At 65.7% G+C, this 24,478-nt stretch carries 30 protein-coding genes, 1 tRNA gene and 1 pseudogene; 21 read left to right on the forward strand and 11 right to left on the reverse strand.

Features of this window, described 5'->3' with window-relative positions:
• Window positions 1–6: 6 nt before the first annotated feature.
• The 7 genes from ACSSVZ_RS14525 to ACSSVZ_RS14555 all read left to right on the forward strand — a co-directional run bounded on the left by ACSSVZ_RS14525 (window position 7) and on the right by ACSSVZ_RS14555 (window position 3,533).
• The gene (locus ACSSVZ_RS14525) at window positions 7–1,170 is read left to right on the forward strand and encodes an RtcB family protein (RefSeq protein ID WP_453971134.1); all 1,164 of its coding nucleotides are present in this window, start codon (window positions 7–9) and stop codon (window positions 1,168–1,170) included.
• Window positions 1,171–1,258: 88 nt separating this feature from the next.
• Window positions 1,259–1,660: a hypothetical protein gene (locus ACSSVZ_RS14530; RefSeq protein ID WP_453971136.1), complete on the forward strand. Its 402-nt coding sequence runs from the start codon at window positions 1,259–1,261 to the stop codon at window positions 1,658–1,660.
• A 334-nt stretch (window positions 1,661–1,994) separates the two neighbouring features.
• Window positions 1,995–2,150: a hypothetical protein gene (locus ACSSVZ_RS14535; protein WP_453971138.1), complete on the forward strand. Its 156-nt coding sequence runs from the start codon at window positions 1,995–1,997 to the stop codon at window positions 2,148–2,150.
• A complete protein-coding gene (locus tag ACSSVZ_RS14540; protein ID WP_453971140.1) occupies window positions 2,147–2,617 on the forward strand; it encodes an RNA methyltransferase in 471 nt (156 codons plus the stop codon). The genes ACSSVZ_RS14535 and ACSSVZ_RS14540 overlap by 4 nt, the downstream gene beginning before the upstream one ends.
• Before the next feature lie 179 nt (window positions 2,618–2,796).
• Window positions 2,797–3,048: an HNH endonuclease signature motif containing protein gene (locus ACSSVZ_RS14545; protein ID WP_453971403.1), complete on the forward strand. Its 252-nt coding sequence runs from the start codon at window positions 2,797–2,799 to the stop codon at window positions 3,046–3,048.
• Window positions 2,954–3,145 carry a hypothetical protein gene (locus ACSSVZ_RS14550; RefSeq protein ID WP_453971421.1) on the forward strand — a complete coding sequence of 64 codons (192 nt, stop codon included), beginning with the start codon at window positions 2,954–2,956 and terminating at the stop codon, window positions 3,143–3,145. The genes ACSSVZ_RS14545 and ACSSVZ_RS14550 overlap by 95 nt, the downstream gene beginning before the upstream one ends.
• A 199-nt stretch (window positions 3,146–3,344) precedes the next feature.
• The gene (locus ACSSVZ_RS14555) at window positions 3,345–3,533 is read left to right on the forward strand and encodes a hypothetical protein (protein WP_453971142.1); all 189 of its coding nucleotides are present in this window, start codon (window positions 3,345–3,347) and stop codon (window positions 3,531–3,533) included.
• 45 nt (window positions 3,534–3,578) lie between these two features.
• Here the strand turns inward: ACSSVZ_RS14555 and ACSSVZ_RS14560 are convergent, their stop codons facing one another.
• The 4 genes from ACSSVZ_RS14560 to ACSSVZ_RS14575 all read right to left on the reverse strand — a co-directional run bounded on the left by ACSSVZ_RS14560 (window position 3,579) and on the right by ACSSVZ_RS14575 (window position 5,932).
• Window positions 3,579–4,025, reverse strand: coding sequence for a hypothetical protein (locus ACSSVZ_RS14560; protein ID WP_453971144.1), 447 nt, complete (start codon window positions 4,023–4,025; stop codon window positions 3,579–3,581).
• Between the two features lie 75 nt (window positions 4,026–4,100).
• Window positions 4,101–4,694, reverse strand: a complete 594-nt coding sequence (locus tag ACSSVZ_RS14565) for a DUF669 domain-containing protein (protein ID WP_453971145.1) — start codon at window positions 4,692–4,694, stop codon at window positions 4,101–4,103.
• Between the two features lie 58 nt (window positions 4,695–4,752).
• Complete coding sequence (locus ACSSVZ_RS14570) at window positions 4,753–5,529, reverse strand: ATP-binding protein (protein WP_453971146.1); 777 nt, start codon at window positions 5,527–5,529, stop codon at window positions 4,753–4,755.
• A 4-nt stretch (window positions 5,530–5,533) separates the two neighbouring features.
• Window positions 5,534–5,932, reverse strand: a complete 399-nt coding sequence (locus ACSSVZ_RS14575; RefSeq protein ID WP_453971148.1) for a winged helix-turn-helix domain-containing protein — start codon at window positions 5,930–5,932, stop codon at window positions 5,534–5,536.
• Window positions 5,933–6,219: 287 nt separating this feature from the next.
• Here ACSSVZ_RS14575 and ACSSVZ_RS14580 point away from each other — a divergent pair.
• The 8 genes and pseudogenes from ACSSVZ_RS14580 to ACSSVZ_RS14615 form a co-directional block, all read left to right on the forward strand.
• Window positions 6,220–6,417, forward strand: a pseudogene (locus ACSSVZ_RS14580) (helix-turn-helix domain-containing protein); the annotation flags it as partial.
• A gap of 102 nt (window positions 6,418–6,519) precedes the next feature.
• Window positions 6,520–6,900: a hypothetical protein gene (locus ACSSVZ_RS14585; RefSeq protein WP_453971423.1), complete on the forward strand. Its 381-nt coding sequence runs from the start codon at window positions 6,520–6,522 to the stop codon at window positions 6,898–6,900.
• An 81-nt stretch (window positions 6,901–6,981) separates the two neighbouring features.
• Window positions 6,982–7,461 (forward strand): nucleoside 2-deoxyribosyltransferase, encoded by a 480-nt coding sequence (locus tag ACSSVZ_RS14590; RefSeq protein WP_453971149.1) that lies wholly within the window; start codon window positions 6,982–6,984, stop codon window positions 7,459–7,461.
• Window positions 7,458–7,706: a hypothetical protein gene (locus ACSSVZ_RS14595; protein WP_453971150.1), complete on the forward strand. Its 249-nt coding sequence runs from the start codon at window positions 7,458–7,460 to the stop codon at window positions 7,704–7,706. Before ACSSVZ_RS14590 ends, ACSSVZ_RS14595 begins: the two co-directional genes overlap by 4 nt.
• On the forward strand, window positions 7,637–8,854 hold the full coding sequence (locus ACSSVZ_RS14600) for a DNA polymerase III subunit beta (RefSeq protein WP_453971152.1): 1,218 nt from the start codon (window positions 7,637–7,639) through the stop codon (window positions 8,852–8,854). The genes ACSSVZ_RS14595 and ACSSVZ_RS14600 overlap by 70 nt, the downstream gene beginning before the upstream one ends.
• Window positions 8,851–9,354, forward strand: coding sequence for a hypothetical protein (locus ACSSVZ_RS14605; protein WP_453971154.1), 504 nt, complete (start codon window positions 8,851–8,853; stop codon window positions 9,352–9,354). The genes ACSSVZ_RS14600 and ACSSVZ_RS14605 overlap by 4 nt, the downstream gene beginning before the upstream one ends.
• Before the next feature lie 194 nt (window positions 9,355–9,548).
• The gene (locus ACSSVZ_RS14610; RefSeq protein ID WP_453971155.1) at window positions 9,549–10,667 is read left to right on the forward strand and encodes a tyrosine-type recombinase/integrase; all 1,119 of its coding nucleotides are present in this window, start codon (window positions 9,549–9,551) and stop codon (window positions 10,665–10,667) included.
• 92 nt (window positions 10,668–10,759) lie between these two features.
• Window positions 10,760–11,242 (forward strand): DUF2493 domain-containing protein, encoded by a 483-nt coding sequence (locus tag ACSSVZ_RS14615; RefSeq protein ID WP_453971157.1) that lies wholly within the window; start codon window positions 10,760–10,762, stop codon window positions 11,240–11,242.
• Between the two features lie 73 nt (window positions 11,243–11,315).
• Here the strand turns inward: ACSSVZ_RS14615 and ACSSVZ_RS14620 are convergent.
• Window positions 11,316–11,391: transfer RNA gene (locus ACSSVZ_RS14620), tRNA-Lys, on the reverse strand.
• Between the two features lie 215 nt (window positions 11,392–11,606).
• Here ACSSVZ_RS14620 and ACSSVZ_RS14625 point away from each other — a divergent pair.
• Entirely contained in the window at window positions 11,607–12,710 is a 1,104-nt protein-coding gene (locus tag ACSSVZ_RS14625) for an imelysin family protein (protein ID WP_453971158.1), read from the forward strand.
• A 43-nt stretch (window positions 12,711–12,753) separates the two neighbouring features.
• On the opposite strand, the gene ACSSVZ_RS14630 is transcribed toward ACSSVZ_RS14625, so the two are convergent.
• Genes ACSSVZ_RS14630 through ACSSVZ_RS14645 form a run of 4 tightly spaced genes read right to left on the reverse strand, consistent with a single transcriptional unit; the run spans window position 12,754 to window position 17,313 of the window.
• Complete coding sequence (locus ACSSVZ_RS14630; RefSeq protein WP_453971159.1) at window positions 12,754–13,386, reverse strand: ABC-type transport auxiliary lipoprotein family protein; 633 nt, start codon at window positions 13,384–13,386, stop codon at window positions 12,754–12,756.
• Window positions 13,387–13,397: 11 nt separating this feature from the next.
• Window positions 13,398–15,326 carry an MlaD family protein gene (locus ACSSVZ_RS14635; protein ID WP_453971160.1) on the reverse strand — a complete coding sequence of 643 codons (1,929 nt, stop codon included), beginning with the start codon at window positions 15,324–15,326 and terminating at the stop codon, window positions 13,398–13,400.
• 5 nt (window positions 15,327–15,331) lie between these two features.
• A complete protein-coding gene (locus ACSSVZ_RS14640) occupies window positions 15,332–16,162 on the reverse strand; it encodes an ABC transporter ATP-binding protein (protein ID WP_453971161.1) in 831 nt (276 codons plus the stop codon).
• A gap of 2 nt (window positions 16,163–16,164) precedes the next feature.
• On the reverse strand, window positions 16,165–17,313 hold the full coding sequence (locus ACSSVZ_RS14645; RefSeq protein WP_453971162.1) for an MlaE family lipid ABC transporter permease subunit: 1,149 nt from the start codon (window positions 17,311–17,313) through the stop codon (window positions 16,165–16,167).
• 148 nt (window positions 17,314–17,461) lie between these two features.
• On the opposite strand from ACSSVZ_RS14645, the gene dgcN reads away from it, so the two are divergent.
• Together dgcN and dgcA are read left to right on the forward strand one after the other, a co-directional pair.
• Window positions 17,462–18,475: an N-acetyltransferase DgcN gene (gene dgcN, locus ACSSVZ_RS14650; protein WP_453971163.1), complete on the forward strand. Its 1,014-nt coding sequence runs from the start codon at window positions 17,462–17,464 to the stop codon at window positions 18,473–18,475.
• A complete protein-coding gene (gene dgcA / locus ACSSVZ_RS14655) occupies window positions 18,472–19,455 on the forward strand; it encodes an N-acetyl-D-Glu racemase DgcA (RefSeq protein WP_453971164.1) in 984 nt (327 codons plus the stop codon). Before dgcN ends, dgcA begins: the two co-directional genes overlap by 4 nt.
• 112 nt (window positions 19,456–19,567) lie before the next feature.
• Here the strand turns inward: dgcA and ACSSVZ_RS14660 are convergent, their stop codons facing one another.
• Together ACSSVZ_RS14660 and ACSSVZ_RS14665 are read right to left on the reverse strand one after the other, a co-directional pair.
• Complete coding sequence (locus ACSSVZ_RS14660) at window positions 19,568–20,578, reverse strand: threonine ammonia-lyase (protein ID WP_453971165.1); 1,011 nt, start codon at window positions 20,576–20,578, stop codon at window positions 19,568–19,570.
• The gene (locus ACSSVZ_RS14665; RefSeq protein WP_453971166.1) at window positions 20,563–21,393 is read right to left on the reverse strand and encodes a phosphodiesterase; all 831 of its coding nucleotides are present in this window, start codon (window positions 21,391–21,393) and stop codon (window positions 20,563–20,565) included. The genes ACSSVZ_RS14660 and ACSSVZ_RS14665 overlap by 16 nt, the downstream gene beginning before the upstream one ends.
• A 182-nt stretch (window positions 21,394–21,575) precedes the next feature.
• Between ACSSVZ_RS14665 and ACSSVZ_RS14670 the strand changes: the two genes are divergently transcribed.
• From ACSSVZ_RS14670 to ACSSVZ_RS14680, 3 genes are all read left to right on the forward strand, one after another.
• Complete coding sequence (locus ACSSVZ_RS14670; protein WP_453971167.1) at window positions 21,576–23,237, forward strand: ArnT family glycosyltransferase; 1,662 nt, start codon at window positions 21,576–21,578, stop codon at window positions 23,235–23,237.
• Between the two features lie 125 nt (window positions 23,238–23,362).
• Window positions 23,363–24,133, forward strand: coding sequence for a glycosyltransferase family 2 protein (locus ACSSVZ_RS14675; protein WP_453971405.1), 771 nt, complete (start codon window positions 23,363–23,365; stop codon window positions 24,131–24,133).
• Window positions 24,123–24,461 (forward strand): lipid-A-disaccharide synthase N-terminal domain-containing protein, encoded by a 339-nt coding sequence (locus ACSSVZ_RS14680; protein WP_453971168.1) that lies wholly within the window; start codon window positions 24,123–24,125, stop codon window positions 24,459–24,461. The genes ACSSVZ_RS14675 and ACSSVZ_RS14680 overlap by 11 nt, the downstream gene beginning before the upstream one ends.
• The last annotated feature ends 17 nt before the right edge of the window (window positions 24,462–24,478 follow it).

Genomic DNA, 24,478 nt, shown 5'->3' on the forward strand with positions numbered 1-24,478 from the left:
AGACCAATGATCGTCTACGGACAGCATGATGAGCGGACGCTCGGCCAGATGAAGCGCTGCCTCGAGGCCGGGTCGGCCGCCGCCGGCGTTCTCTGTGCGGACGGCCACCTCGGTTATGGCCATCCGATCGGCGGAGTCGTCGGATACACCGACCACATTTCGGTGAGCGGAGTCGGATTCGACATCGCGTGCGGAAACATGGCGGTCCGTCTCGACACCCCGTACGCCGAAATCGCGGACCGGATCGACGCCATCGTCAATGACATCGCCCGGTCGGTTAGCTTCGGCGTCGGCCGCAAGAACGAAGAGCGCGTCGACCACGGGCTCTTTGATGACGAATCCGCGTGGAAAGACGCCGACGCCCTGCACCTCCGTGAGTTGGCGCAGGCGCAGCTCGGGACCGTCGGATCCGGCAACCACTACGTCGACGTCTTCGAAGATCAGGACGGCAAGGTCTGGATCGGTGTGCACTTCGGCTCTCGCGGCCTGGGTCACAAGATCACCACTGCGGCGTTGAAGCGCGCTGGCGCGTCCGACTCCATGGATGCGGATCCCGCTCTACTGCCGATCGGAAATCTGGAGACGGACGTCTATCTCGCCGGCATCGATCTGGCTGGCCGATACGCATACGCAGGGCGTCAGTGGGTCGTCGAGAAGGTCCGGTCCATCATCGGCGGCGAGGTAAGCGACCAGGTTCACAACCACCACAATTACGTCTGGTCCGAGACTCACCTCGGTCAGGCCATGTGGGTCGTGCGCAAGGGGGCCACCCCGGCCTTCCCGGGTCAGCGTGGATTCGTCGGCGGCTCGATGGGCGATATCGCCGTTGTTCTCCGCGGCGTCAACTCCGAAGAGTCCGCGGCCGCGCTCTTCTCGACCGTCCACGGTGCAGGCCGTGTCATGTCGCGCACCGATGCGCGCGGGAAGCGGGACAAGCGCACTGGCGAGTGGAAGCGCGAGCCGCGTGTCGACCGAGAGGAGTGGCGGTCCTGGCTGCGCAACGCTGGCGTCACCCTGGCGGGCGGCGACCTTGATGAGGCCCCGCAGGCCTACCGTCGGCTCCCGGACGTCCTGGAGCTGCACAAGAACACGGTCGAGATCGAGCACACTCTGCGCCCGCGCGGCGTTGTGATGGCCGGCGCAGGCGAGGTTGACCCCTACAAGGACTAGGCCTCCGCCGGCCTAGCCGGCCGCCCAAGCACCCCAGAAACCAGACCTGAAGCAACCCGCGTACGCGCGGGAACGGGAGACCTTTGCCATGCTGAACGCCGCCGAGCAGCTCATCCAGTCGTTCTACGACGGACGGCAGATGCGCGACTACAAGGCGCCGCATGCCCACCGTGGCACGCCGCCGCGCCTGAGCCCCACCGAGGAGGGGCTCCGTGGTCGCCTTAAGCGCGCCGCCCGGCGGCGGGCGGCCGATGCCTACATCGAGACCCGCGACAACCCGGACGCGGTCAATCCCCGCTACTGCAATTCCAGCCCCGAGCGACGGGCCGCGGCGCCCTGGCCGACGAAGCCTCAGCCCCAGAAGCGGCCTCGGCGCAAGCCGGTGCGCGCGGCCGAGACCTACCGCGCCGCCAAGCGCAATGCGTCGCGGGCACGGCAGGCCGCGGCTCGCGCCGCCCGGGCCGCAATCACCGCGGTCGCCGCCGAGTAGCCCAGCAACAGAGTGAAGGAGACGAGAATGAGACTCCACCTTGAGGACATGACCGGCGAAGAGGGGACGGCCTACCAGGGCCTCCAGGCAGCGCAGCGCCTCGCCCACAAGACCGCCACCGCCGCCGGGTGGTACACCGACCCGTCGACCGGGAAGCCGATTAAGCGCAATTTTGGCGAGGTGGTCGCGCTGATGCACTCGGAGCTTTCCGAAGCGCTCGAGGCCGATCGCAAGGGCCTGAAGGACGACAAGCTCCCCTGCCGCGACGGTCGCGAGGTCGAGTTTGCCGACGCCTTGAGGCGCCCCAGTGACCCGCACCCTCGTGAAAATGCGTGTGAGTCCCGAGACTTTCGACGAGATCTCGGCTCACTTTCTCGACGTCGGCTACCAGCACGTCTTCATGGCCGACGGCTCCCTGAACATGGACGAGATCGCCCTGGAGCGCGATCCGCGGCTGACACGCCGCGCGACCGAGGAGTCGAAGCGATGAGAGGCTTCACCGCGATCGGATTGGTGCGCCCGAAGAACGCAATCAACGTCGGGTCCGTCCTCCGTGCGGCGCAGTGCTATGGCGCTTCGATGGTGGCCATCCAGGGCGACCGGACCCCGGTCCGCGCCGTCACCGACACAATGAAGGCATGGAGGCATATCCCTGTCCTGCGCGGTGACGACCTGCACAACTTGATCCCCTTCGACGCGGTCCCGGTGGCTGTTGACCTGGTGGACGACGCCGTCGACCTCCCGGCCTACCAGCACCCGCAACGCGCCTTCTACGTCTTCGGGCCGGAAGACGGGACACTCGGCCGGTCGACGCTCGACTGGTGCGCCCATCGCGTCAAGGTGCCTACCCGGGCCTGCATGAATCTCGCCGCCACGGTGAACGTCGTTCTCTACGACCGCATGGCCAAAGCAGAGCGGGCGGCGAGGGGCGTTTCCTATCGCTCGCTGGCATCCTGATGTGTGCGCCAACCACCGGCCGCCGGCGCCGGGTCTGGGACAAGATCCTGGCCCGCGTCGAGGTCGATCCGGAGACCGGGTGCTGGATCTGGACCGGCCCGACCTCAGGCTCGACCGGCCGTGGCAAGGACTACCCTCGCATGTGTCTCGACGGCGGAACGGTCGCCGTTCACATCGCGATGTTCGTCCTGGTCAACGGCCCGTTGCCGCCCCGCAAGCAGGTCGATCACCGCTGCAACCGGCGCCTCTGCGTCAACCCCGATCACCTCGAGATGGTGACCCACCTCGAAAACCAACGCCGTCGGGATCGCCGACGCGCGAGCCAAGAGTCTGACCATGGAAACGATTCACAAGACGATCGCAGAGGCGGCGGCGGCTGCGCACGAGGAGGCCTCCTCGAGCTTCGCATTGCAGCTTCACCGGCCGAATGATCCTCAGTCCGACTGGCCGCGGGCCGTCGCCTGGGTGCGCTTCCCGCGGCTCGGCATTTCCATGACGATCGCGGCCCCCGCTGCGGAGCGTGTGTGATGGGGCCAAAACTTCTGACCCCGGATCAAACTCACGTGCTCTACGGAATTAACGCTTTTGCCAGACGACCCGGGCTCAGGAGCCCTCTACAACCTACAAGCGATGCCGCGCCGCCTGAGGACGGCCGAACTTTGTTCTTGTTACGTTCACCCTCTCGTGTAGGATAAGAATCCTATCGATCACACCCTGTGAGTAGAAAATGAGCTATGCCAAGGAATTAGCCGACCAAATCGAAAACAACGAAGACATCACGCTTGGCGTTACGGACAGTACCCTCGTGGTGCGAGCTCTCCGGGCGTACATCGCGATCATGATCTCGGCGAAGATCGGAGGTGCGCTAGTTGCCTTGGGGGCGCTGGCGGCTCTAGCGTTCTACGCTGCTGCGTAGTCTTCAAGACTGAGCAGATCGATACTTGAAGGCAGAGGCCGGCTTTTAGCCGGCCTCTTCTTTATCTGCCACGAACCAACGGAACGAGGGCCGGCCACCCTTCGGCCCCGTGCTCGTTACCCCGTAGACCCGGCCCGCATCCTGGAGCTGAGTAAGGATGTCCGCGATTCGGCGGTTGTCGAACTCGCCCTTGATGACGCGCTTGAGGTTGGTGTTGGTGATGCCGTCGGTCGACTCCTTGATGATGCGCAGCACCTTCAGATACTCGGCCTGGCGCTCGTTGTTCGCCAGTCGGTCGTGGATCTGGTCGATCGTGCTACGGGCGGAGTGGATCGCGACGCGGGCGGCCCAGTCCATGTAGCTCTCATGGATCACGACGTCCTCGGGGTCCATGCCGATGGCGACGATGTGCGCGAGCTTCTTCGAGAAGGTCCCGAGGATCCCATTGAGCTGATCGGCCGGCGATGTGGTCTTGGAAAAGAGGTTGAGCATTGCCTTCTCCTGCTGCTCCCGTGGTGAAGGTGAAGTGAGGGGCGTCGGCGGTTAGCCGACGCCGAGAGGTTGGCCCTACCGCTTCCAGGGCACGTTCCGGCCGCCGGCGGCAGCCGGCTTCGACGGCGGGGAGCTCGGGCGGGCCGGCGGCTTGCGCGCCGCGGATGCCTGCGCCGCGGCCGCAGCCTGGGCGGCCGCATTCGCCGGCGGGCTCGCTTCCTGCTTCTCCTCGGGCGGCGCGGCGTTTTCCTCCTCGAAGAGGAAGCGCTTGATGACGCTCTTTTCGCGATCGTTGCCGTCCCGGTCCTTGTACTTTTCGACCACCGTCTCGGCCCAGAACGGCTCGTAGTGGAGCTCCTCGGAGTCCTCGATCTCGAGCTTTCCGGTGGCGTGGCAAAGGGCAGAGAGCTCGCCCTGCCCGATCTTCTGGGCGACCGGGTTGGTGTGCGTGACGTTGATGCTTCCGGTGAGGCTCGAGCCCTGGTAATCGCCGTCGAGGAACTCGGCCCGATACTTCATGATCGTGCCGGTACTCTTCGCGTTCGCCTTCACCTCGCTTTCGACGAGCTGGAAAAGGTAAGCGCCGTCCGGGACGACGATGCCGCCACCACCGCTCCCGTCATCGGGGGCGACTTCGTTCGAGTTAAAGGTAAACCCAAGATGTCCCACGCGAGGTCTCCTTGTCGCAGGCCGGTCGTTCTGTTGTTCGGAAGGTCGACGCCAGCCGTCAGGCGGCGTCGGGGTAGATGTACTGAGCGAGCGCCTCGTAGGCCTTGCCGCGCTCGATGTTGATTTCGGGCGGCATCCCGTACCGGTTCTTGGCCATGAAGCCCGGGCGCTCCTCAAGGTAGAGCACACGCTTGCCGCCGCCTTCGGCGTGGGTGACCTTCTTGTTGAACCCGACGTCGGCCTGCTTGAGCGTCGCCCGGGTGTTCAGGAACGCGATGATGTCCGCGTAGTCCTCGAGGTACGGCAGCACATTCTTGTGCAGTGCGACCTTGTACCGGGAGTAGGGATCGGTGACGGGGCTGTCGAAGCGGACGATCTCGCAATGGGCGATGATGACGATCGTCATGCCCCGCTCATTGCGGAGCGCAGCCAGGCCGTCGAGAAGCTCGAGCCAGACCGCCTCCATGGCGACGTAGCCCTTGCCGTAGCCCGGCTCTTCGAGATCCTTCCAGCCGTTGCGGGTGCAGGTCTCTTCCTTGACGATCGTCTCGAGCGGCGTTGCGCTGTCGATGACGAGCGTCCTGAACGCGTGCTCCTCGTTCAGGAGGATGCCGATTGCCTGGACGATGTCGCCGTAGCCCTCGATGTCGTCGCAACCCCAGCCGTCCGGAGGCGGCAGGTCACTCGGCATGCTCTCGCCGGCGAGCTGAAGCCAGATCGTGTCCGGGAACTCGGCGGCGACGGTGGTCTTGCCCTTGCCTGGAGGCGCGTAGAGCACGCAGATCGGATCGGCTGCCTTCTTGATCTTCTTGACGGTGGAAAGTGAGATTGCCATCGGCTCAGGTCACCCCTTCGTGCTTGCTGGTCTCGAGCCTGGCGCGCCACTTGCTGCGGTCCACCAGCCGATACCCGAATCCGTAGTCGGTGCGGATATCCACCCCGACGTCCTTCGTCTTCTTCCGCAGCCGACTGAGGAAGACGTCCAGAATCTTCGGTTCCGGACGACTCTCCTGACTGCTATAGAGAGCAGTCATGATTCCGTCGCGGGACACCGCCTCGCTCTGGAGAAGGGACAGGAAAATCGTCCGCTCAGATCGGGTCAGCCCCCACTCGGACGGGACCGTCACGTCGGACGCAACGAGGCACTTCCGAAGGGAGCGAACTTCAGACCGAAGCTGCTCGATCTCACTGTCCGGTGGACCGGCGACCGAGCTGCAATCCATTGCGCTGTCCGTCATTTGGTGGATGCCAGCCCTTGAAAAACGGACGAAAGGCCTGATTTATCCGTCAGGCGTCTCGTTCGGAAATCGTTCAGTCGAGTGAACCCAGTTCTAACGGACCGCAACGGATATGTCAACGGATATTGCGGACGAAAAGTCGGAATTGGGTTCTGAGGCGAACGAAACTCCAGCGCCGCCGCGCGTTTTGTTGGTGGGAAGATTGCGGAGAGGGGACTAGGATGAGTCTCGAAGTGGCCGGCGTATCTAGTAATTCTCAGGATGACTCTGCCTACATGGGAAGCAAAATGCGCGGAGAAGATACCATCGAGACTTTAAGGGAGAGACTGCGCTCCATCCTCGAGGAGAAGGGGATAAGTGCAACAAGCGCGGCCAGAGATGCGGGCCTCAGCCTCAGTTATGTGAACGACATCTTGGCTGGGAAATCGTCAAGGCCTAACCGAACAAAACTTGCAGCGGTCGCTCGCGTGCTTGATTGTGATGTCGATTACCTAATGGGCAGAACGGATTCGCCAGGGTCTCGCGATCGAGCGACGTCTGGATCCGTTGGCTTGGGAGGTGCGAAACAATCAAGCGAGGAGGGAATTATGCTGGAGCGCGCAAATCAGAATTTGCCGCTGTTTGGGGTGTCGCTGCCGGACGCCGATGGATTCTTCTCCATGTCGAGCATCGGCTTTGTGCCGGCAGCCATCGGATCCGGTGGGGGCTACGCGGTGCTGGTCCCTGACGATCTGATGGAGCCCCGGTATCGCCTCGGAGAGGTGGTCTATGCCAATCCGTCCAAGCCGGTGGGCGCCGGATCCTTCGTTGTCCTCGTCCTTGACGATGACCGCGCGGCGATTCGAGAGGTCGTCAAGGTGACGAAGGACGCGATCCGCGTGCGAACTATTGCGGATGACGAAGAGGTCGACATCGAGCGGGCGCGCGTGGCGCGTATCCATCGGATCACCGCCTCCGGCGAGAGCTGATCCGCAATATCCGTAACAATCCGTTGACATTGCGGATTGAAGTCTCTATGGTCCGTTGCTGTCCACTGGGAGCAACGGACCATGCATTTTCTCACCTACCTCGCCGGCCCCATCACGGGGCTGAGCTATGAAGGCGCCACCGATTGGCGCAGCTACGCTTCCGAGCGTCTGCACAAGCAGAGCAAGGGCTGGATCTTTCCTCTCAGCCCGCTGCGCGCCAAGGACTACCTGGCTGGTGAGCGGTCGATCGCCGACCATTACGAGCAGCATGTCCTCTCGTCTCAGCGTGGCATCTACCACCGCGACCTGTTCGACTGCCGTCGGTCCGATCTCGTTCTCGCGAACCTGATCGGCGCCAAGCGCGTGTCCATCGGGACCGTGATGGAGATCGCTTGGGCCGCCGGCCAGGGTACGCCGGTTGTCTTGGCGATGGAGGACGGGAACCCCCACGAACACTCGATGCTGCGTGAAGCGGCGGGATGGCGCGTCAGCACGCTCGCCGACGCGGTCGACGTGGCGTGCTCGGTCCTGTGCCCTGGTCCGTTGAAGGTGGCGGCATGAGCGATGCGCGCGACCTCGAGGAGGCGCTGAAGGCCGGCCGGGCCGAGGAAGCTCTCCAGCTCGCCATCCAGTGGCGAACAAGCGGCAGTGCTGCGGCCGACCGCGTTGTCGGCCTGATCCGTGACGGAGACATCGGCTCCGCCCTTTCCCTGATCGATCGAGAGCTGCGCCCCAAGTGGAGCTGCCTGCACGATTGCGGGGCGGCTTACGCGCAAGCCATGAAGGAGTCCGCCGAATGCGCCTGACCATCAGCCGCAAGGATCTCTACGAGATCGTCAGCAAGGGCGCCGTCGCTGCGGAGCGCAACCCCCAAGTGCCGATCATGAGCTGCGTCCGGCTGACCGCCGGCGACGGTTGGCTGAGCGTCGCCTCGACGAACCACTATCAGATGGTCGAGGCCCGTGCGGCGTGCGGGGTCGAGGGGGAGGGCGCGGTCGCTATCCCCGCCGATTTTCTCTCCTCGGCCATCGGCCGACTGCCGGACGGCGATGTGCTGCTGGAGACCGACTCGGGGCACAATCTTCGGGTCTCCGCCGGCAAGTCGCGCTTGAAGCTCGAGACGATGCCGGCGGCCGATTGGCCCGAGCTTTCGGCGGACATGGACGCCGACTCTGCTCACTTCACCATGACCGGCGCGACCATGGCGCGGATCCTCACGGGGACCCTCGCTGCCTCCTCGCTCTCGCACATCGAGAGCGGGATCCTCCTCCATGCCCGGGACCTCAACGACCGGTCTACGCTGACGGCAGTGGGCACCAATCGGACGGTGCTGTTGCTCTGCTCAACCGATCTGCCGGAGGGTGCCGAGCACCTTCCGATCGATCAGCACAACCGGAATGCCATCGTCATCAGCACCGAGGTCGCCGGGCGCGCCATTAAGCTCTTCCGAGGTGAGGAGGCGGTCGACGTCTCGGCCGACCGGAGCGTCATCACCATCCAGTCGGACAAGGTCCGGATGTCCTCCCGGCTGCTCGACATCACCTTCCCGGACTATGACCGGCTGCTGCGGCCGCTCGACGAGAACATTGCGACGGTCGACCACCGTGAGACGACCCAGGCGCTTGGGCTCGTCGAGGTGTTCACCGATGATGAGAAGGGCAGCGCGATGTCGATCGCGGGCTCCGAAGACGGCCTGCTTCTGACCGCCGGCGACGGGAACCAGGTGGCCCACCAAACCGTGGCGGCGGAGGTCGACGGCGAGATTGCCGAGTTTGGCATCTCGAGCCGCCTGCTCAAGGTCGCTCTGGGCGCCTTCAAGGCGGAGACGCTTTGGCTGTCGTTCAAGGATGCAGGCGCGGCGGCGGTGCTCGCGTCGCCGGTGGACCATGACACGGTCGCCTACATCGCCCCGATGGCCCTCAAGCAGCACCGGCCCGGAAAGGCGCACGCATGAGCCACCGCGACCCCAAGCCCCGCACCCAGCCGTCGAAGATCTCGATCCCGCAGCATGTCGGGCCGCACGTGCGGCTCGTCTTCTCGGAGATGAAGCGGCAGAACATCACCTACGATGACGCCGAGTACGGATCCGGCGTCCTGCGCACCACGATCAAGGCCTGGCGCAAGCGGTCCCGCCCGGGCCTGGAGTCCATCGAGGCGGTCCTCGGCTACCTGGGCTGGGATTTCGTGCCCCTGCCGCGTGAGGAGACCCTGCCTCAGGAGGTCCGCGACCGGCTCAAGCCGGTCGCCGAGGAGCTTGAGATGTCGATGGAGCAGGCCGTGGGCGCGCTCCTCGCAATCCTCGTCGGGATCCGGACCCGTTTCGAGGGCGCAGACTGCAGTCTGCCGGATGGGAACGTGGTGCGGATCCCTCCGCGCCCGCGGGCGCGGAAGCGCAAGGTGCCGGCCGTCGCGGGGCAGACCCTTCTCTTCGAGGCCTCGGCCGATGCTGCCTGACCAGCCGCGGCTCATGTCTCGCGTCGAGGCGGCGGGCTACTGCGGTATTTCTTCGTCGGCGTTTTCTCAGTGGGTCGCCGCCGGGCGACTTCCCGGCCCGGTGATCGGGACGCGCCGTTGGGACCGGAAGGCCATCGACCGGGCTCTCGATCAGCTATCCGGCTTGTCAACGGAAGGTACGGATGACATATCCATTGCAGACCGCTGGTTCCAGGAGCGTGGATATGAGGGTCAATCTCGAGGGGGTGGCGTCCGCAACGGCCAAGCTGGCCGACGGAACTAAACGGACCTACTACTACGCATGGCGGGGCGGCCCGCGTCTTCCGGGCAAGCCGGGGACCCCGGAGTTTATGGCCGCTCTGCACAAGGCGCGTCAGGAGCGTCACGCCGCGCCGAGCGGCACCCTGGCCGAAGTGATCGACTATTTCCAGCGCTCTGCGGCCTTCACCGGCCTCTCCCAGAGCTCCCGGCGCGACTACCTCCGCTACATGCGCGAGATCCGCGAGGAGTTTGGAACCATGCCGATCGCCGCGCTCAGCCAGCGCAGGGCGAGGTCGGTCTTCAAGGGATGGCGCGACGGACTGATTCCGCAAGGAAAGCGCAGGGCGGACTATGCGTGGACCGTCCTTGCCCGCATCCTATCCGTTGGTCTCGATGACGGATTGATCGACACAAATCCGTGCGAACGCGGCGGCCGCGTCTACAAGGCAGAGCGGCAGGATCGCGTATGGAGCTTCGAGGACGAGGAGACCTTCCTCGCGAACGCGCCAGGACACATGAAGCTACCGCTGCGGCTGGCGCTCTGGACGGGGCAGCGGCAGGGCGACCTCCTCTCGCTGTCGTGGACCCAATACGACGGTCGTTTCCTGCGCTTCCGGCAAAGCAAGACGAAGAAGCGCGTGGTGATCCCGGTCGGCGGACCGTTGCGCGCGGATCTCGAAGAGGAAAGGGGGCGCCAGCGCTCGATCGAGGGCGCGACCGTCAAGGGACACGTGCTGCTCAACAGCCGGAACTTGCCGTGGACGAACGACGGCTTCCGCGGCTCGTGGCGGAAGGCCTGCCGCCGCGCCGCCGTAACCGAGGACCTCACCTTCCACGACCTGCGCGGCTCGGCGGTGACCCGCCTCTTCCACGCCGGTGGTGAGGTGGCCGAGATTGCCTCATTCACCGGCCACTCGCTGAAGGATGCCGAGGCGATCCTCGACGCGCACTATTTCAGCCGCGACCTGAAGTTCGCCGAGAGCGCCGCGGCCAAATACGAGAAGTGGAGGGCGGCGCGCGATGTCCAAGCGCAGGAAGCGGCTGAGGCGTAACCCGGTCGCGAGAGCGGTTCGGCGGCTGAGGCCGAGAGTCGTTGAGAGCCGCCGGCGCTACAGCCGGAAGGGCAGGGCGGCGGCGCTTCAGGATGGGTAGCCGCGTCCTCGCCTTCGGCGGTCGCGACTTCGACGACAAGCTCTTGGTCGACTGGGCGCTCGACTGGATCCATAGCGAGGACCAGGTCTCCGAGCTCGTCCACGGCGGGGCTGGCGGCGCCGACAGTCTGGCCGGCGCCTGGGCGCGCCGCCACGGCGTGCTCGAGCGTGCGTGTCAGGCGGATTGGGGCGACGTCGACCGCCCAGGCGCCGTGGTGCGCCGGAACCGCGCCGGCCGCCTCTACGACGCCGCAGCGGGCTTCCACAGGAATCAGACGATGCTCGAGGCCTGGCTGCCCGACCTCGCGGTCGGCTTCCCCGGCGGGCGGGGCACAGCCGACATGGCGCAGCGCTGCGAATCGGTGGGTGTCAACGTATGGTGGCCGAGCTGGCGCGACCTAGATCCCGCCGTTCTAGGGCCGATCTTCGACCGGTTCCCCGACGCTCAGGTCGTCTCGATCAGACCCAAACCGTGAACGTATCTTGCAAAATGCCTGCAAAACGAAAGGTCTGAGTCCCCCCGGAGTACCGCTAACCCCTTGGGGGTAGTGGTGGGCGCACACGGACTCGAACCGTGGACCCGCTGATTAAGAGTCAGCTGCTCTACCAACTGAGCTATGCGCCCGGGAAGGCCTTCGTATAGGGTGCCGAGCTCGATGGCGCAAGGGGAACAAACGCATGATCGTTTTTCCACAAGGACGACATTGCGGCGCGCAGGATCGGCCGAGCAAGAGAAGGCTCGGAAACCACAGCTTCTCCAAGCGGGAGAAAATCGTCTAGAAATGGGTCGATTCCTCGCGGGCGAGAGTTGGGCGAACTGTGACGCGTTCAAGAACCTGGATGGCATTTGGACGATGGGCGAGGGCGACCGCGGTCGTCCTGCTGACGGCGACGGTCGTTCCAGTCCCCGGATTGGCCGCTGAGTCGGAGTTCAACAGGCCGATCGAAGCGGTGCTGTCCGGGGTGGTCGAAGGCTACATCAGGCCCGGCTATGGGGCCCTTGCGGACGCCGCAAACGCTCTGCAGACCGCCACCGTCCGCTATTGTGCCAATCCGTCGGACACGACGCGCAGCGCGGTCGACGAGAGCTTCCAGCGCACGGTGCAGGCCCTGGGCGCGGTCGCCTTCCTCGATTTTGGTCCGGCCGACGTCAACCGACGGCTCGAACGGCTCAAGACGCCGGTGCCGGCCACTCCCTCGACTGATTCGAAGACCGAGCCGACGCCGATCACCGGACAGGACGGATCGCAGTCCGGTCCGGAGGACGTGGGCGCGCTCGCGCAGGAATCACCGCAGATACAAGGGCTGCCAGCGTTCGAGCGGCTGCTGGTTGCGACGCCGGCCGAGCCGGGAAGCGACCGGTTTGCCGAATCATGCCGGTTTGCCGGGCTGGTCGCCGCCAACGTGAAAGCGATTTCGACAGCCCTCGATTCGGAGTGGGCAAAGGATGGTGGCTACGGCGATTGGCTTGCGACGCCGGCCGCCGACAATCCAGCCTACCGGCGGGCAGACGCAGCCCTGGCGAAGATCCTGGATACCTTCGTGCGCGGGGCGGCTGCGGCGGAGGACCGCCTCGCCACGGCGCTCGTCGAGGATGCGGACAAGGCGGCGGTGGTGTCTGGCCCCTTCGACCGTCAGCCGCTGGTGCTTCTCTACCTGCAGGCGGAGATCCGCGGCCTCTCGCAATTCTTCCAGGCGACGGACCTCGTCAACGCAACCGACGCGCCGGCCAGCGACGCGGCGGCACGGGTTGCGGCATCGATCGGGGCGGCCGGGAAAATGATCGCCTCGATCGATGTCGAGGATGACGACGATCTGTCGAGTGCGGACGTCGAGGCGATCGCCGCAGCCAAATCGGACCTGGAGAGCGCGCGACTGGCCGCGACGGATCTGGTCGCGCGCCTCAAGATCGTGCCCGACCGGGCAGACCGTCAGGCGAAATAGCAGGCGGGAGGAGAACGGCGAGGGCGCCGGACGGTGCCCGTCGTCAGCCGATGGTCGCAAGCGTCCAGCGCACGATCTCGTCGACCACCGCCTTGTTCGCGGTATCGAGCCCGTTGACGGCCGTCCCGACGGAATCGCCGGAGATCGGCTGTTCGCTGCGGAAGATCCGGCTCGATCGCACGCGGCCGGTTCGGTCGTCGAGAATTTTGACGGAAACTTCCACCACCGCCGATTGGCTTCCAGCCGTCTCCGCCTGGAATGCCCGGATTTCGGTCACGATCTGATAGTTGATCAGCAGGCTCTGACCGGGGAGTCCGACCGCCTTCACACGCCCGGTGTTCTCGAACGCGTTCGACAATATTGCCTGGAAGACGTTCGGAAGACGGTCCGCCCACTGCACATCGGGATAGTAGGAGAGGGTGGAAGGACCGGGCCGTACGGCGATGAGGTTGGTGTTCAGTGCCTCAAGAGCCATCGGTGTCGCGATCAGGATCTGGGCGCTGGAGTTGCCTCGGAGGTTGGCGATTTCCTCGGGCGCAGACAGCGTGTAGATCGCCTTGACCGTACTTTCGCCTCCCAACGACGCGCAGGCGGTGAGCCCAGCCGCCAGAAGGGGCACGAGCAGGACGCGCCGCATGGCACGCGAACTCAGGCGGGCGGACGGAAACTCAGCCATCTTGCTCAATCCTAGCGTCTTTGCGGCTGGTAGCGGGGACCGTTCGGGCCGCCGAAGATGACGCGGCTCGGGTCGCGATCAAGGTTGGAGAAGGCGCGCTCGATCTCCAGAAGCGTCTGTCGGGCCTGGGTCATGACGCCGCGGAAATCGTCCACACCGGTCGTCGAGAACCGCTCGAGGCCGGAAGAGATGGTACCGGCCCGGCTCTCGAACGCCTGCGCGACCACCTTGATCGCACGGGCCGCTTCGGTTGCTTCCTTGATCAGGCCCTGACCGTCGCCTTCAACCATGTTTCCGACATTGTCGACGATCGAATTCACCCGGGTCGAGGCCGCGTTCAGCTTGTCGGTGATGTCCCGGGCATTGTTCGCGACCTGGTCGATCGTCTCCTTCTGTGCATCGAGCCTGTCGGCGAAGGCGCGCGCGCTTGCGGCCGTCTCCTTGGCGTTGACGATGATCGCGGTGATGTCCTCGGAGCGCCCCGCGATGGCCTGGGTGACTTCGCGCACGTTGGCGACGATGGTCCGGATGTCCGCCGTGTCGATGGCCGCGAGCAGGCTGTCGAGGCGGTCGACGCTCGGCTGGAGGCTGGCCACGAACGTATCGGCCCGCTCGGTGATGCTGCGGGTCGAGGCGATGATCGCCTGGATGTCACCGTTCTGGTCGGCGAACGACTGGGTCACCGTGCGGACGTTGTCCGCGCTCACCGTGGCGTCCGCGATGAACCGGTCGATATCCTGGCTGCGCCCTCCGAGGACGGTGGAGACGGACCGCAACTGATTGACGATCGTTTCGATGGCTTCCGGGTTCACCGCGGCAACCACTCGGCCGATCTGATCCGCGGCGGGCTGCAGGCTCCCGGCGATCGCATCGGCCCGGTCGGTGGCGCTGCGGGTGGAGGCGATGATGGCCTCGATATCGGCGGTCTGCCCATTGATGGACTGGGAGAGCGAGCGGATGTTTTCGGCGCTGGTCTTCGCGTCCGCGATGAAGCTGTCGATGTCCTCGCTACGCTGGCCGACGGCAGTCGCCACATTGTTGACCTGCTCGAGGATCGACCGGATGGTCGCGGGATCGACCGCGGTGATCAGCTTGTCGACATCGCTCAGCGAGGTGTTCAGGCCGGCAGCGAACTGCTGCAAATCGGTGGCGGCCGCAGTCACGCTGTCGACGACCTGCCTCATGTTCCCGCTGAACTCGCCGAGGCGATCGGTGAACTCGACGACGTTGGCGGTGATGCGCTGAACGTCTTCCGGCTTCACTTCCGCGACGAGGCTGTCGGCGCGGGACACAAGCGATTCGACGTGGGGAGCGACCTTCGCGATCGCAGCCCCGGCGTCGCTGATATCCGTCAGCAGCCGGTCGATATTGTCGGAGTTGTCGGCAAGTGCGTTCGAGAACGTCTCCACGTTGGATACGGTCCGGGAGATCTTGTCCTTGTTGTCCTGAATGAGCTGGTCGATCTGACCGATCGTCGAATCGGTCTTCACCAGGATGTCGCGGGCGCCCTGGAGCAGATCTTGGATCGCCGAACGCTGGGCGGTGATTTCCGGGATCGCATCTCCGACGAAAATCGAAGGGGAGGTCGCGTCGCCGCCCGAAAGGGACACGTAGGAGACACCGGTCAGCCCCTGGACCCCGAGTTCGGCCTTGGTGTCCTTCTTGATCGGCGCGTTCCGATCGACCTGAGCGCGTGCGAGAACCGTCGGAGAATCGGCGCTCACGAACCCCAGCTGGCTGACTTCGCCGATGCGGATGCCGTTGAACACGACGGGACTGCCGACGGCGAGGCCGGTCACCGGATCGTGGAAGAGGATCTCGATCGGCGTTCGCTGGGTCGTGTTGCCGGCTGAATAGAGCCAGTAGACGAAGCCGAGCGCGCCGGTCAGCACCAGCAGCACGAACAGTCCGACAGCGACGTAGTTGGCCCGTGTTTCCATTCAGCTCAGCCTGCGAGCTTCCGTCCACGGACGCCGTGGAAATAGGACCTCACCCAGGGATGATCGGACTTCAACATGTCGTCGATCGTTCCCGTTAACAGCACGCGCTTCTCCCCCAGCACTGCGATGCGGTCGCACACGGTGTAGAGGCTGTCGAGATCATGAGTGACCATGTAGACCGTCAGTCCCAATGTGTCGCGCAAATTCCCGATGAGCGCGTCGAAATCTCCGGCACCGATCGGGTCGAGCCCCGATGTCGGCTCGTCGAGGAAGACGAGCTGGGGATCAAGGGCCAGTGCGCGGGCGAGGCTGGCACGCTTGATCATGCCTCCTGAAAGCTCCGAAGGGAACTTTTCCGCCGATTCGCGCGGCAGTCCAACCAGCTCGAGCTTAAGGAGCGCCAGTTCGTCCATCAGCCGCTGGCTGAGATCGAGGTGCTCGCGCATCGGCACCTGGATGTTCTGCTTGACCGTCAGGGACGAGAAGAGGGCGCCCATCTGAAACAGCACACCCCAGCGCTGCTCGACGCTCGACAGCTCGTGCGCCGACAGCTTGTCGAGATCCTTGCCGAACACCTCGATCGTTCCGGCCCGTTTCGGCATCAGCCGCAGGATCGTGCGCATCAGGACCGACTTGCCGGTGCCCGACCCGCCGACGAACCCCAGGATTTCACCGCGATAGACGTCGAGATCGAGGTCCTTGAGAATCAGGGCGTCGCCAAACCCGACGGTGACGGCGCGCGCCTTCAGGATGATGTCGTGGCCGTTCGCGCCTCCGCGCGTGGCGGCGTCTTGCGGGGTTGCTGTCTGGTCAGTTTCGGGGGTCTGTCCAACCATTCCTAGATCCCCATGGCCGAGAAGAAGATTGCAAACAGACCGTCGACGACGATGACCATGAAAATGGCCTTCACCACGGAATTGGTCGTCTGCTGGCCGAGGGACTCGGCGCTGCCGCCAACCTTCAGCCCTTCGACGCAGGCGATCAGGCCGACGATCAGGGCCATGAACGGTGCTTTGGCCAGGCCGATCATGAGCTCTTCCGTGCTGACGGCCTCGTGGAGGCGCTGCAGGAACGTTTCGGGCGGAATTGCCATGTAGACCCAGGACACGAGCGCGGCGCCTGCGAGCGCGGCGATATCGGCCACGAACGTCAACAGCGGCAGGGCCAGCATCAGCGCGATCAGCCGCGGAATGACCAGGATCTCGACAGGCTCGAGGCCGAGGACCTTCAGGGCGTCGATCTCTTCGCGCATCTTCATCGAGCCGATTTCGGCCGTGTACGCGCTTCCCGACCGGCCCGCGACCATGATCGCGGTCAGCAGCACGCCCATCTCGCGCAGAACCAGCACCCCCACCAGATCGACGACGAAGGTCTCCGCACCAAACTGCCGCAGGTAGAAGCCGCCCTGCTGGGCAATGATCAGGCCGATCAGGAACGACATCAGTGCCACGATCGGGACGGCGCCGCGGCAGGCGCGATCGAAGTTCGCCAGGATCGAGATGCCACGCAATCGCGAGGGATTGAACAGCGCTGCCGTCAGGCCGATTCCGAAGGCTCCCAGGATGCTGATGACCGCGACGGCGTCCTTGAAGATCGTTTCGGCCTGGCGGCCGATCCCCTCGAGCGTGTTGAGGATCGAGAAGCGGCTGCGGCGTGGCTGCCACTGGCGGGGGACGTGGTTCTCGATTTCGGTGAACAGCGGCGCGAATCGCTCGTCGACGTTCACCAGCTCGACCCGTGCGCCGCGGAACTCCAGCCCCGCGCGCAGCCGGTGAATGAGCCAGGCGCCCGCCGTGTCCAGTTCGCTGACACCGCCGAGGTCGATGGACACCGACTGGGCGGCCTCAAGCGTGACGCCTTCGATGAGGTCTTCCGCGTGGCGGGCATGATAAAGGGTCCATGGACCGGCCACGACCACGTCCGGCATGTCCGTATTGCCGTTTTCGACACGAAGCCGTGCTGTCTCCGGTACGGACTGAACGTTCATCACTCGCCTTTGCTGGTCAGCCGACCGTCGGACGGAAACGCGGGGCGTTCCGACCTCTGGCAAACCCTCTGCGAAGTGTTAGTGTTTCGCACACGTTGCGTCGAGAGGCGCAAGCACACAGTGTCTCCTCCCAAACCCGGTTCGCTTCATGGAACTCGAAAACCCGTATCTCTTGTTTCTGGGAGATGTCCCGGACGCGTTGGCCGCCAAGACGGGCCTCGGCATCGTCGATTGGCGACGTGAGTGGTGCGTCGGTCAGTGGCGGCTCCCCGGCTGCCAGGCCGATGCGGGTCTGCCGGAAATGGACGCGGCCGCCGCCGCCCGTGCCGGGGCCAAGACGATGGTGGTCGGCGCCGTCAACGCCGGGGGCGTTCTGCCGGAGCACTGGGTGTCGTCGATCGTCGCGGCGCTTGATGCCGGCATGGACGTGGCCACCGGACTTCACCAGAAATTGTCCGACGTGCCGGAGATTCGCGACGCCGCCGCGCGCAACGGTCGCCGTCTCGTCGATGTCCGTCACTCGACCGAACGCTTCGCGACCGGCAAGGGCACCAAACGTCCGGGCCGTCGTCTGCTCACGGTCGGAACGGACTGCTCGGTCGGCAAGAAGTACACCTCGCTTGCGCTCGAGCGGGGAATGCGGGAGGCGGGCTTCGATGCCGACTTCCGGGCCACCGGCCAGACCGGCGTGTTCATCTCCGGACGTGGCGCGGCAATCGATGCGGTGGTCGCGGATTTCATTTCCGGCGCCGCCGAATGGATCGCCCCGGCCGCCGATCCAGAGCATTGGGATCTGATCGAAGGGCAGGGATCGCTGTTCCACCCGTCGTTCGCCGGCGTGTCGCTCGGTCTGCTGCACGGCGCGCAGCCCGATGCCTTCGTCGTCTGCCATGAACCGACCCGTACGAAGATGCGCGGCGTTCAGCACCCTCTGCCCTCGATTCGCGACGTCATCGATCTGACGGTGCGCTGCGGCAGCCTGACCAATCCGGAGATCCGGTGCGTCGGCATCGCGATCAACACCGCGGCGCTGAGCGAAGCGGAGGCACGTTCAGTGCTCGACGCCACCGCCGCCGAATACAATCTCCCCGCCACCGACCCCGTCCGGTTCGGCGTTGCCGACATCGTCGAAGAGATAAAGGCGAGTTTTCCGACGTCATGACCCGATCCCTGGAAGTCAAGGTCGAGACGTTCCCGATCGCCGGTGAATTCCGGATCTCGCGCGAAAGCCGGACCGAAGCGACGGTCGTCGTCGCCGAGATCACCGACGGCGAGCATCGCGGTCGCGGCGAGGCCGTTCCCTATTCCCGCTACGCGGAAAGCGTGGCCGGCGTCGTCGCCGACATCGAGGCGATGGCGGAGCGTGTCGCGGCTGGTCTCGACCGGGAGACGCTTCGCAACTTGATGCCGGCAGGGGCCGCCCGCAACGCCATCGACTGCGCCCTGTTCGATATCGAAGCCAAGGTTACCGGCATCCGCGCCTTCGAGGCGGCGGGGCTCGCGTCGCTTCAGCCGCTGACGACGGCCTACACCCTCAGCCTCGGCGATCCGGAGTCGATGCGCGCTGCGGCGGAAGCAGCTGCGGATCGGCCGTTGCTGAAGGTGAAGCTCGGTGGTCCGGGTGATGTGGCCCGCATCAAGGCGGTGCGCGCCGGCGCGCCGAACGCACGGCTGATCGTCGACGCAAACGAGGCGTGGAGCCGGGATACCTATTTCGATGCGATGACGGCGTGCGCGGACGTCGGTGTGGAACTCGTGGAGCAGCCGCTGCCGGCCGATCGCGATGGGCTTCTTGCGACCGTGCGCCGTCCGGTGCCGGTGTGTGCGGACGAGAGTGTCCACGTCATGTCGGAACTCGAGGGCCTGACGGCGCGCTACGACGCCGTGAACATCAAGCTCGACAAGTCGGGTGGCCTGACGGAGGCCCTCGCCATGGTCCAGGAAGCCGAGCGGCTCGGGCTTACGGTGATGGTCGGGTGCATGCTCGCGACCTCGCTGGCGATGGCACCGGCTGTGCTCTATGCCCAGAAGGCGGCGTTCGTCGACCTCGACGGGCCGCTGCTCCTCGCGCGCGACCGCGACCCCGGCTTGCGCTTCGAGGGATCGCTGCTCTATCCGCCCGAGCCGGAGCTCTGGGGCTGAAGGATCGACCGGTGGGCCCCCGTAAATCTGAGCGAAAAGGTGCCCTCAACTCATTGAAACCGAAGCATTTCCGATCAGAATTCTGATCGGAAATGTCGCGTGGTGGCAGAGGTCAACTCACCCCGAGTGCGCGTGCCAGCATGGCAGGATCGATGTTGCCGCCGGACACGACCACCACGGCGATGCGCCCCTGAAGGTCGACCTTGCGGGCGAGTACTGAGGCAAGGGCGGCCGCGCCGCCGGGCTCCACGATCAGCTTCAGCTCGTTTGCCGCCGTGGCGACCGCGGCGAGCATTTCATCGTCGCTCACCGCCGTCCCGTAAGCATAGCGTCCGTGGTTCATCGCGAACGACCGCCGGCCGGGCGTCTGCGTCAAGATGGCATCGGCCAGCGAGCCCGACATCCGGTCATTGGCGACGTGGGTACCGGCGGCGAACGACCGGGCATGGTCGTCGAATCCCTCGGGCTCGGCCGTCACCAGCGCGACGCCGGGCATGGCGTCGCTGACAGCGAGCCCGATGCCTGCGGCCAACCCCCCGCCGCCGGCCGGGACGATCACCACATCGGGGCGAATGCCGGCGCTGATGCAGTCTTCGGCGATTTCCAGCCCGACCGTTCCCTGACCGGCGATCACCCCGGCATCGTCGTAGGGGTGGACCAGCGTGGCGCCGAGCTCGTCGGCCAAAGCGTTGGTGACCTCGTCCCGGTCCTCGGTCGCCCGGTCGTAGTCGACGATCCTCGCGCCGGATCGTAGCGTGCGGCTGCGCTTGATCGCTGGTGCATCGAACGGCATCACGATGGTCGCGGGCATGCCGAGCAGGCGGGCCGCTTCGGCCACGCCCTGCGCGTGGTTGCCCGATGAGCAGGCGACGACGCCGGCGGTGCGTGCCTCCGGCGCGATCAGCGAGAGCCGATTGTAGGCGCCGCGGAACTTGAACGAGCCGGTGCGCTGCAGCGGTTCGGCCTTCACCAACACCCGTCCGCCGGCGATCTCGTCGAGCACATGCGCGTGCACGATCGGCGTGCGGACCGCGACCCCCAGGAGCCGCGCTGCCGCGGCCCGAACGTCATCCATGGTCGGGATGTCGTGTTCCGCCGCGATGTCGGTCAGTAGCCCGGCCATGTGACACCTTTGTCCGGATTGAAGGGGTAGGGACCGGGATAGGATTCCACGTAGGCCATGTGGGAGACCAGACTGGATCCGAGCCAAGTGTGCAGCCCGTAAGCCGGCGGTTCCAGCACGATCTGCGCGCGCGCCTTGGGCTCGAGGTTCAGCTCCACCTGGTGGGAGACCCCCGGGACGATCATCACCGACGTGCCGGCAAAGGCGGACACGATGAGGCGGTGGACGTGACCGGCGAGTATCCGCTCGACGTTGCCGTGGCTTCCGACGATCTCGGCGAGGGCGGCCCCATCGCGCAGGTCGTAGGTGTCCATGTGCGCGAGACCGGTTCGGATCGGCGGATGATGCATGGCGATGACGGTGGGCCGATCGCCTGCTTCGGCAAGGCGGGCATCGAGCCAGGTCAGCTGGCCGGCGCCCAGCTCTCCATACGGCTTGCCCTGGACAGAGGTGTCGAGCACCACCAGCCGCAGAGGTCCGATGTCGGCCGTGTACGAGAAGTGATCGGCTGGCGTGTCGCCAACGCCCGGCCAGTCGGCGAAGGCGGTCCGCATGGTCTGGGCGCTGTCGTGGTTGCCGGGCATGACGTAGACCGGCACGGGCAGGGCGCTCAGGAGCTCTTTGGCCACCTCGTACTCTCGCGGATCGCCGGTATCGGCGACGTCGCCGGTGACCACCACAGCGTCCGGGGCAGGCGAAATCGCGCGCACCGCTTTCACGGCACGGGCCGTGAGCATGTTCGACTCGGCAATGCGCAGGGCGGGAGCGCCACGCGGGCGAAGATGCAGATCCGTAAGCTGTACGAACGTGGTCAAGGCTGCCCCCTTCAGTCGCGTTGACGTTCTCGATGCTGGACGGCTATCACGCGGGGACGGATCGGGCGAGATCCCGGAGTGCGCCAAAACGCGGCGCCCGACGCCCGCTCCCTCACGAAGGAACCACCGTCATTTCCGCGTCAGCCCCTTCGCCCCGACCGACGAGCCGGACCCATGCGCAGTTGACGGGCGGTTTCGCCGGTTTCGTCGGCGCCCACTTCAGACTGTGCACAGTGCTTCTCGTGCTGCTTGCAGCGCTCACCTATATCCCCGGTCTCGCCGCAGTTCCGCCCATCGATCGCGACGAGCCACGCTACGTCCAGGCCTCGAAGCAGATGGTCGAGCGCGGCGATTATGTCGACATCCGGCTGCAGGACGAGCCGCGCTACAAGAAGCCGATCGGCATCTATTGGCTCCAGGCCGCGGCCGTGGAGGTATCGGGATACGGCGCCGACGCACCGCTCTGGGTCTACAGGCTTCCCTCGCTGCTCGGCGCGGTGCTGACCGTCCTCGGTACGGTGATCGCCGCCCGCGCCTTCATGGGGCCGCTGCCGGCCCTCGTCGCGGGGTTCATCACGCTGGCGATCGTCGTACTCAACGTTGAGGCCCACCTCGCCAAGACGGATGCGATGCTGACTGCGACCGTGGTGTTCGCGCAGGCGGCCCTGGCGCGCATTTGGCTGGCGGAACGCAAGTCGTCCTTCTTCGGCTGGCCGCTCGTCTTCTGGGTGGCAATCGCCGCCAGCATCCTGATCAAGGGGCCGATCGGCCTGATGGTCTGCGGGCTGACCATTCTGTGGCTGACGGTCGCCAACGCCCACAGGTGGCGCTGGCTCGCCCGGCTGCACATCCTGCCCGGACTGCTCCTCACCATCGCGATGGTGCTGCCCTGGTTTGTCGCGATCAACATGGCGACCGACGGCGCTTTCTTTCAGGAAGCCGTGATGAACGATTTCCTCGGCAAGGCGGGCAGCGGGCAGGAGGGCCATTGGGCGCCGCCGCTGACCCATCTCCTGATGTCCGTGGGCGTGGCGTGGCCGGCCATGGCGCTGGCTGTCGTCGGCGCGGGCGCCATGTGGGCCGAGCGCCGCTCGCAGGTGATGCGCTTTCTGATGGCCTGGGCGATCCCGTCATGGATCGTCTTCGAGATCGTCGCGACGAAGCTGCCGCACTACACCCTGCCGCTACTGCCTGCGCTCGCGATCGCGGCGAGTTTCGTGCTCGTCGGCAGCGATCGCCCGCTTCCGGTGCGCTGGCTCAGGTGGCTCGGCGCGATCGAACTGGCGGGCCTTCCCATCGCCCTCTTGCCGACAGTAGTCGTGCTGCCGCTTGTGCTCGGCGACAGGATCTCCTTCGTCGCGGTCGTGCTCACGCTCGTCGCCATCGCCGCGGCGCTGTTGGCAGCACGGCTGCTGGTGCAGGACCGGGACCGCCTGCAAGCCGTCTGTCTCGCCGTCGGAGCCTCCATCCTCCTCAACGTCGCCGCCTGGGGCCTTGTGCTCCCGCGTCTCGACTCGCTCTGGCTCAGCCCGAGGATCGCGGCCGTGGCACGGGACGTGGCCGGTTGCCCGGACCCCGTTCTCGTCTCGGTCGGCTTCCGCGAGATGAGCCTCGTCTTCCTGGCCGGCACGGACACGGTGATCGCTTCGCCGCAGCAGGCGGCGGATGCCATCGCCCGGACACCATGCGCGGTGCTCGCCGTCGACGCGCAGGAACAGGCCGAGACGCTGGCCGCCATCGAGGCAAAAGGGGTCATGCTGGAGGAGGCGGCGACCGAAACCGGCCGCAACATAGGCAACGGCGATGTCCTCGAGATGACGCTCTTTCGTCGCTCGGAGCCTTGATTGAGCCTCCGAAGGCGGATAGCAGGCTCTCCCATATGCACGGAGATCCGGCGTCGTCCGGCCGCTCCGATCAATCGTGATCAGCAATTCGACCGAGCCCGACCCGAACCTTGTCCGTTTCAGCAATCCCTTCGACTGATCCCGCGTCCTTGCCAGGCGCCAGCCCCGATGTGTCGGTCGTCATCCCGGCGAAGGACGAAGCCGGCAACCTGCCGGGGCTCGTCTCGGAGATCGGGGCCGCGCTGAGCGGGCGCCCGTTCGAGGTGCTGGTCGTCGACGACGGCTCGACGGACGAGACCGATCGGGTTCTCGCGGACATGGCGGCCACATCCTCGCCCTGGCTCAGGCACATCCGCCACGCGGAATCCTGCGGCCAGAGCGCCAGCATCCGCACCGGAGTGCGCTATGCCCGCGGCCGCGTCATCGTGACCATTGACGGGGACGGCCAGAACGATCCGCGCTTCATCCCGGAAATGCTGGCCTCGATGGAAGCTGGCGGCGACGGCGTTGCGATGGTCGCCGGCGAACGCCAGGGCCGCAAGGCATCATGGGCCAAGCGCTATGCGTCGCGTGGGGCGAACGGGCTGCGGCGCACGTTGCTCAACGACGGAACGCGCGACACCGGGTGCGGCCTCAAGGCGATCCGTCGTGAGGTGTTCCTCGAACTTCCCTATTTTGACGGCTGGCATCGCTACCTGCCCGCGCTGGTGAAGCGGGAAGGGGGCGGCGTGCGCTATGTCGATGTCGTCGATCGGGAACGGCGGTTCGGCGCTTCGCACTATGGTCTTTGGGACCGCGCGGCCGTCGGCATCCTCGATCTGTTCGGAGTTTGGTGGCTCATGCGGCGGCGGCGTCGCATCCAGAGCCCAGAAGAGAGGCGTTCCGATGGGCTCTGACGGCACACTCGCCGCGGTCGCGGACTGGTTTCACCACGTCTTCATCTCTCAGATGGACCTGTGGCTCATTCTGGGCTTCGCCGCCCAGGCAATGTTCTCGATGCGCTTTCTGGTCCAGTGGATCGCCAGCGAAAAGGCACGACGCTCGGTGGTGCCGGTCACCTTCTGGTTCTTCTCGCTTGGCGGCGGCGCGATGCTGCTGGCCTATGCCGTTCATCAGAAGGACCCTGTCTTCATCGCCGGTCAGGCCGCGGGTCTCGTCATCTATGTGCGCAATCTCTGGCTCATCATGCGCGAGCACCGGGCGGCGCTGGTGAAGACGGACTGACCAGATCCCGGTCAAAG

The organism is Amorphus sp. MBR-141, from assembly GCF_053628695.1.

Coding starts and splice junctions, on each gene's coding strand:
- ACSSVZ_RS14525 (WP_453971134.1), top strand. CDS start 7: ATGATCGTCTACGGACAGCATGATGAGCGGACGCTCGGCCAGATGAAG.
- ACSSVZ_RS14530 (WP_453971136.1), top strand. CDS start 1,259: ATGCTGAACGCCGCCGAGCAGCTCATCCAGTCGTTCTACGACGGACGG.
- ACSSVZ_RS14540 (WP_453971140.1), top strand. CDS start 2,147: ATGAGAGGCTTCACCGCGATCGGATTGGTGCGCCCGAAGAACGCAATC.
- ACSSVZ_RS14545 (WP_453971403.1), top strand. CDS start 2,797: ATGTTCGTCCTGGTCAACGGCCCGTTGCCGCCCCGCAAGCAGGTCGAT.
- ACSSVZ_RS14550 (WP_453971421.1), top strand. CDS start 2,954: ATGGAAACGATTCACAAGACGATCGCAGAGGCGGCGGCGGCTGCGCAC.
- ACSSVZ_RS14555 (WP_453971142.1), top strand. CDS start 3,345: ATGAGCTATGCCAAGGAATTAGCCGACCAAATCGAAAACAACGAAGAC.
- ACSSVZ_RS14560 (WP_453971144.1), bottom strand. CDS start 4,025: ATGCTCAACCTCTTTTCCAAGACCACATCGCCGGCCGATCAGCTCAAT.
- ACSSVZ_RS14570 (WP_453971146.1), bottom strand. CDS start 5,529: ATGGCAATCTCACTTTCCACCGTCAAGAAGATCAAGAAGGCAGCCGAT.
- ACSSVZ_RS14575 (WP_453971148.1), bottom strand. CDS start 5,932: ATGACGGACAGCGCAATGGATTGCAGCTCGGTCGCCGGTCCACCGGAC.
- ACSSVZ_RS14585 (WP_453971423.1), top strand. CDS start 6,520: ATGCTGGAGCGCGCAAATCAGAATTTGCCGCTGTTTGGGGTGTCGCTG.
- ACSSVZ_RS14590 (WP_453971149.1), top strand. CDS start 6,982: ATGCATTTTCTCACCTACCTCGCCGGCCCCATCACGGGGCTGAGCTAT.
- ACSSVZ_RS14595 (WP_453971150.1), top strand. CDS start 7,458: ATGAGCGATGCGCGCGACCTCGAGGAGGCGCTGAAGGCCGGCCGGGCC.
- ACSSVZ_RS14605 (WP_453971154.1), top strand. CDS start 8,851: ATGAGCCACCGCGACCCCAAGCCCCGCACCCAGCCGTCGAAGATCTCG.
- ACSSVZ_RS14615 (WP_453971157.1), top strand. CDS start 10,760: ATGGGTAGCCGCGTCCTCGCCTTCGGCGGTCGCGACTTCGACGACAAG.
- ACSSVZ_RS14625 (WP_453971158.1), top strand. CDS start 11,607: ATGGCATTTGGACGATGGGCGAGGGCGACCGCGGTCGTCCTGCTGACG.
- ACSSVZ_RS14630 (WP_453971159.1), bottom strand. CDS start 13,386: ATGGCTGAGTTTCCGTCCGCCCGCCTGAGTTCGCGTGCCATGCGGCGC.
- ACSSVZ_RS14635 (WP_453971160.1), bottom strand. CDS start 15,326: ATGGAAACACGGGCCAACTACGTCGCTGTCGGACTGTTCGTGCTGCTG.
- ACSSVZ_RS14640 (WP_453971161.1), bottom strand. CDS start 16,162: ATGGTTGGACAGACCCCCGAAACTGACCAGACAGCAACCCCGCAAGAC.
- ACSSVZ_RS14645 (WP_453971162.1), bottom strand. CDS start 17,313: ATGAACGTTCAGTCCGTACCGGAGACAGCACGGCTTCGTGTCGAAAAC.
- dgcN (WP_453971163.1), top strand. CDS start 17,462: ATGGAACTCGAAAACCCGTATCTCTTGTTTCTGGGAGATGTCCCGGAC.
- dgcA (WP_453971164.1), top strand. CDS start 18,472: ATGACCCGATCCCTGGAAGTCAAGGTCGAGACGTTCCCGATCGCCGGT.
- ACSSVZ_RS14660 (WP_453971165.1), bottom strand. CDS start 20,578: ATGGCCGGGCTACTGACCGACATCGCGGCGGAACACGACATCCCGACC.
- ACSSVZ_RS14680 (WP_453971168.1), top strand. CDS start 24,123: ATGGGCTCTGACGGCACACTCGCCGCGGTCGCGGACTGGTTTCACCAC.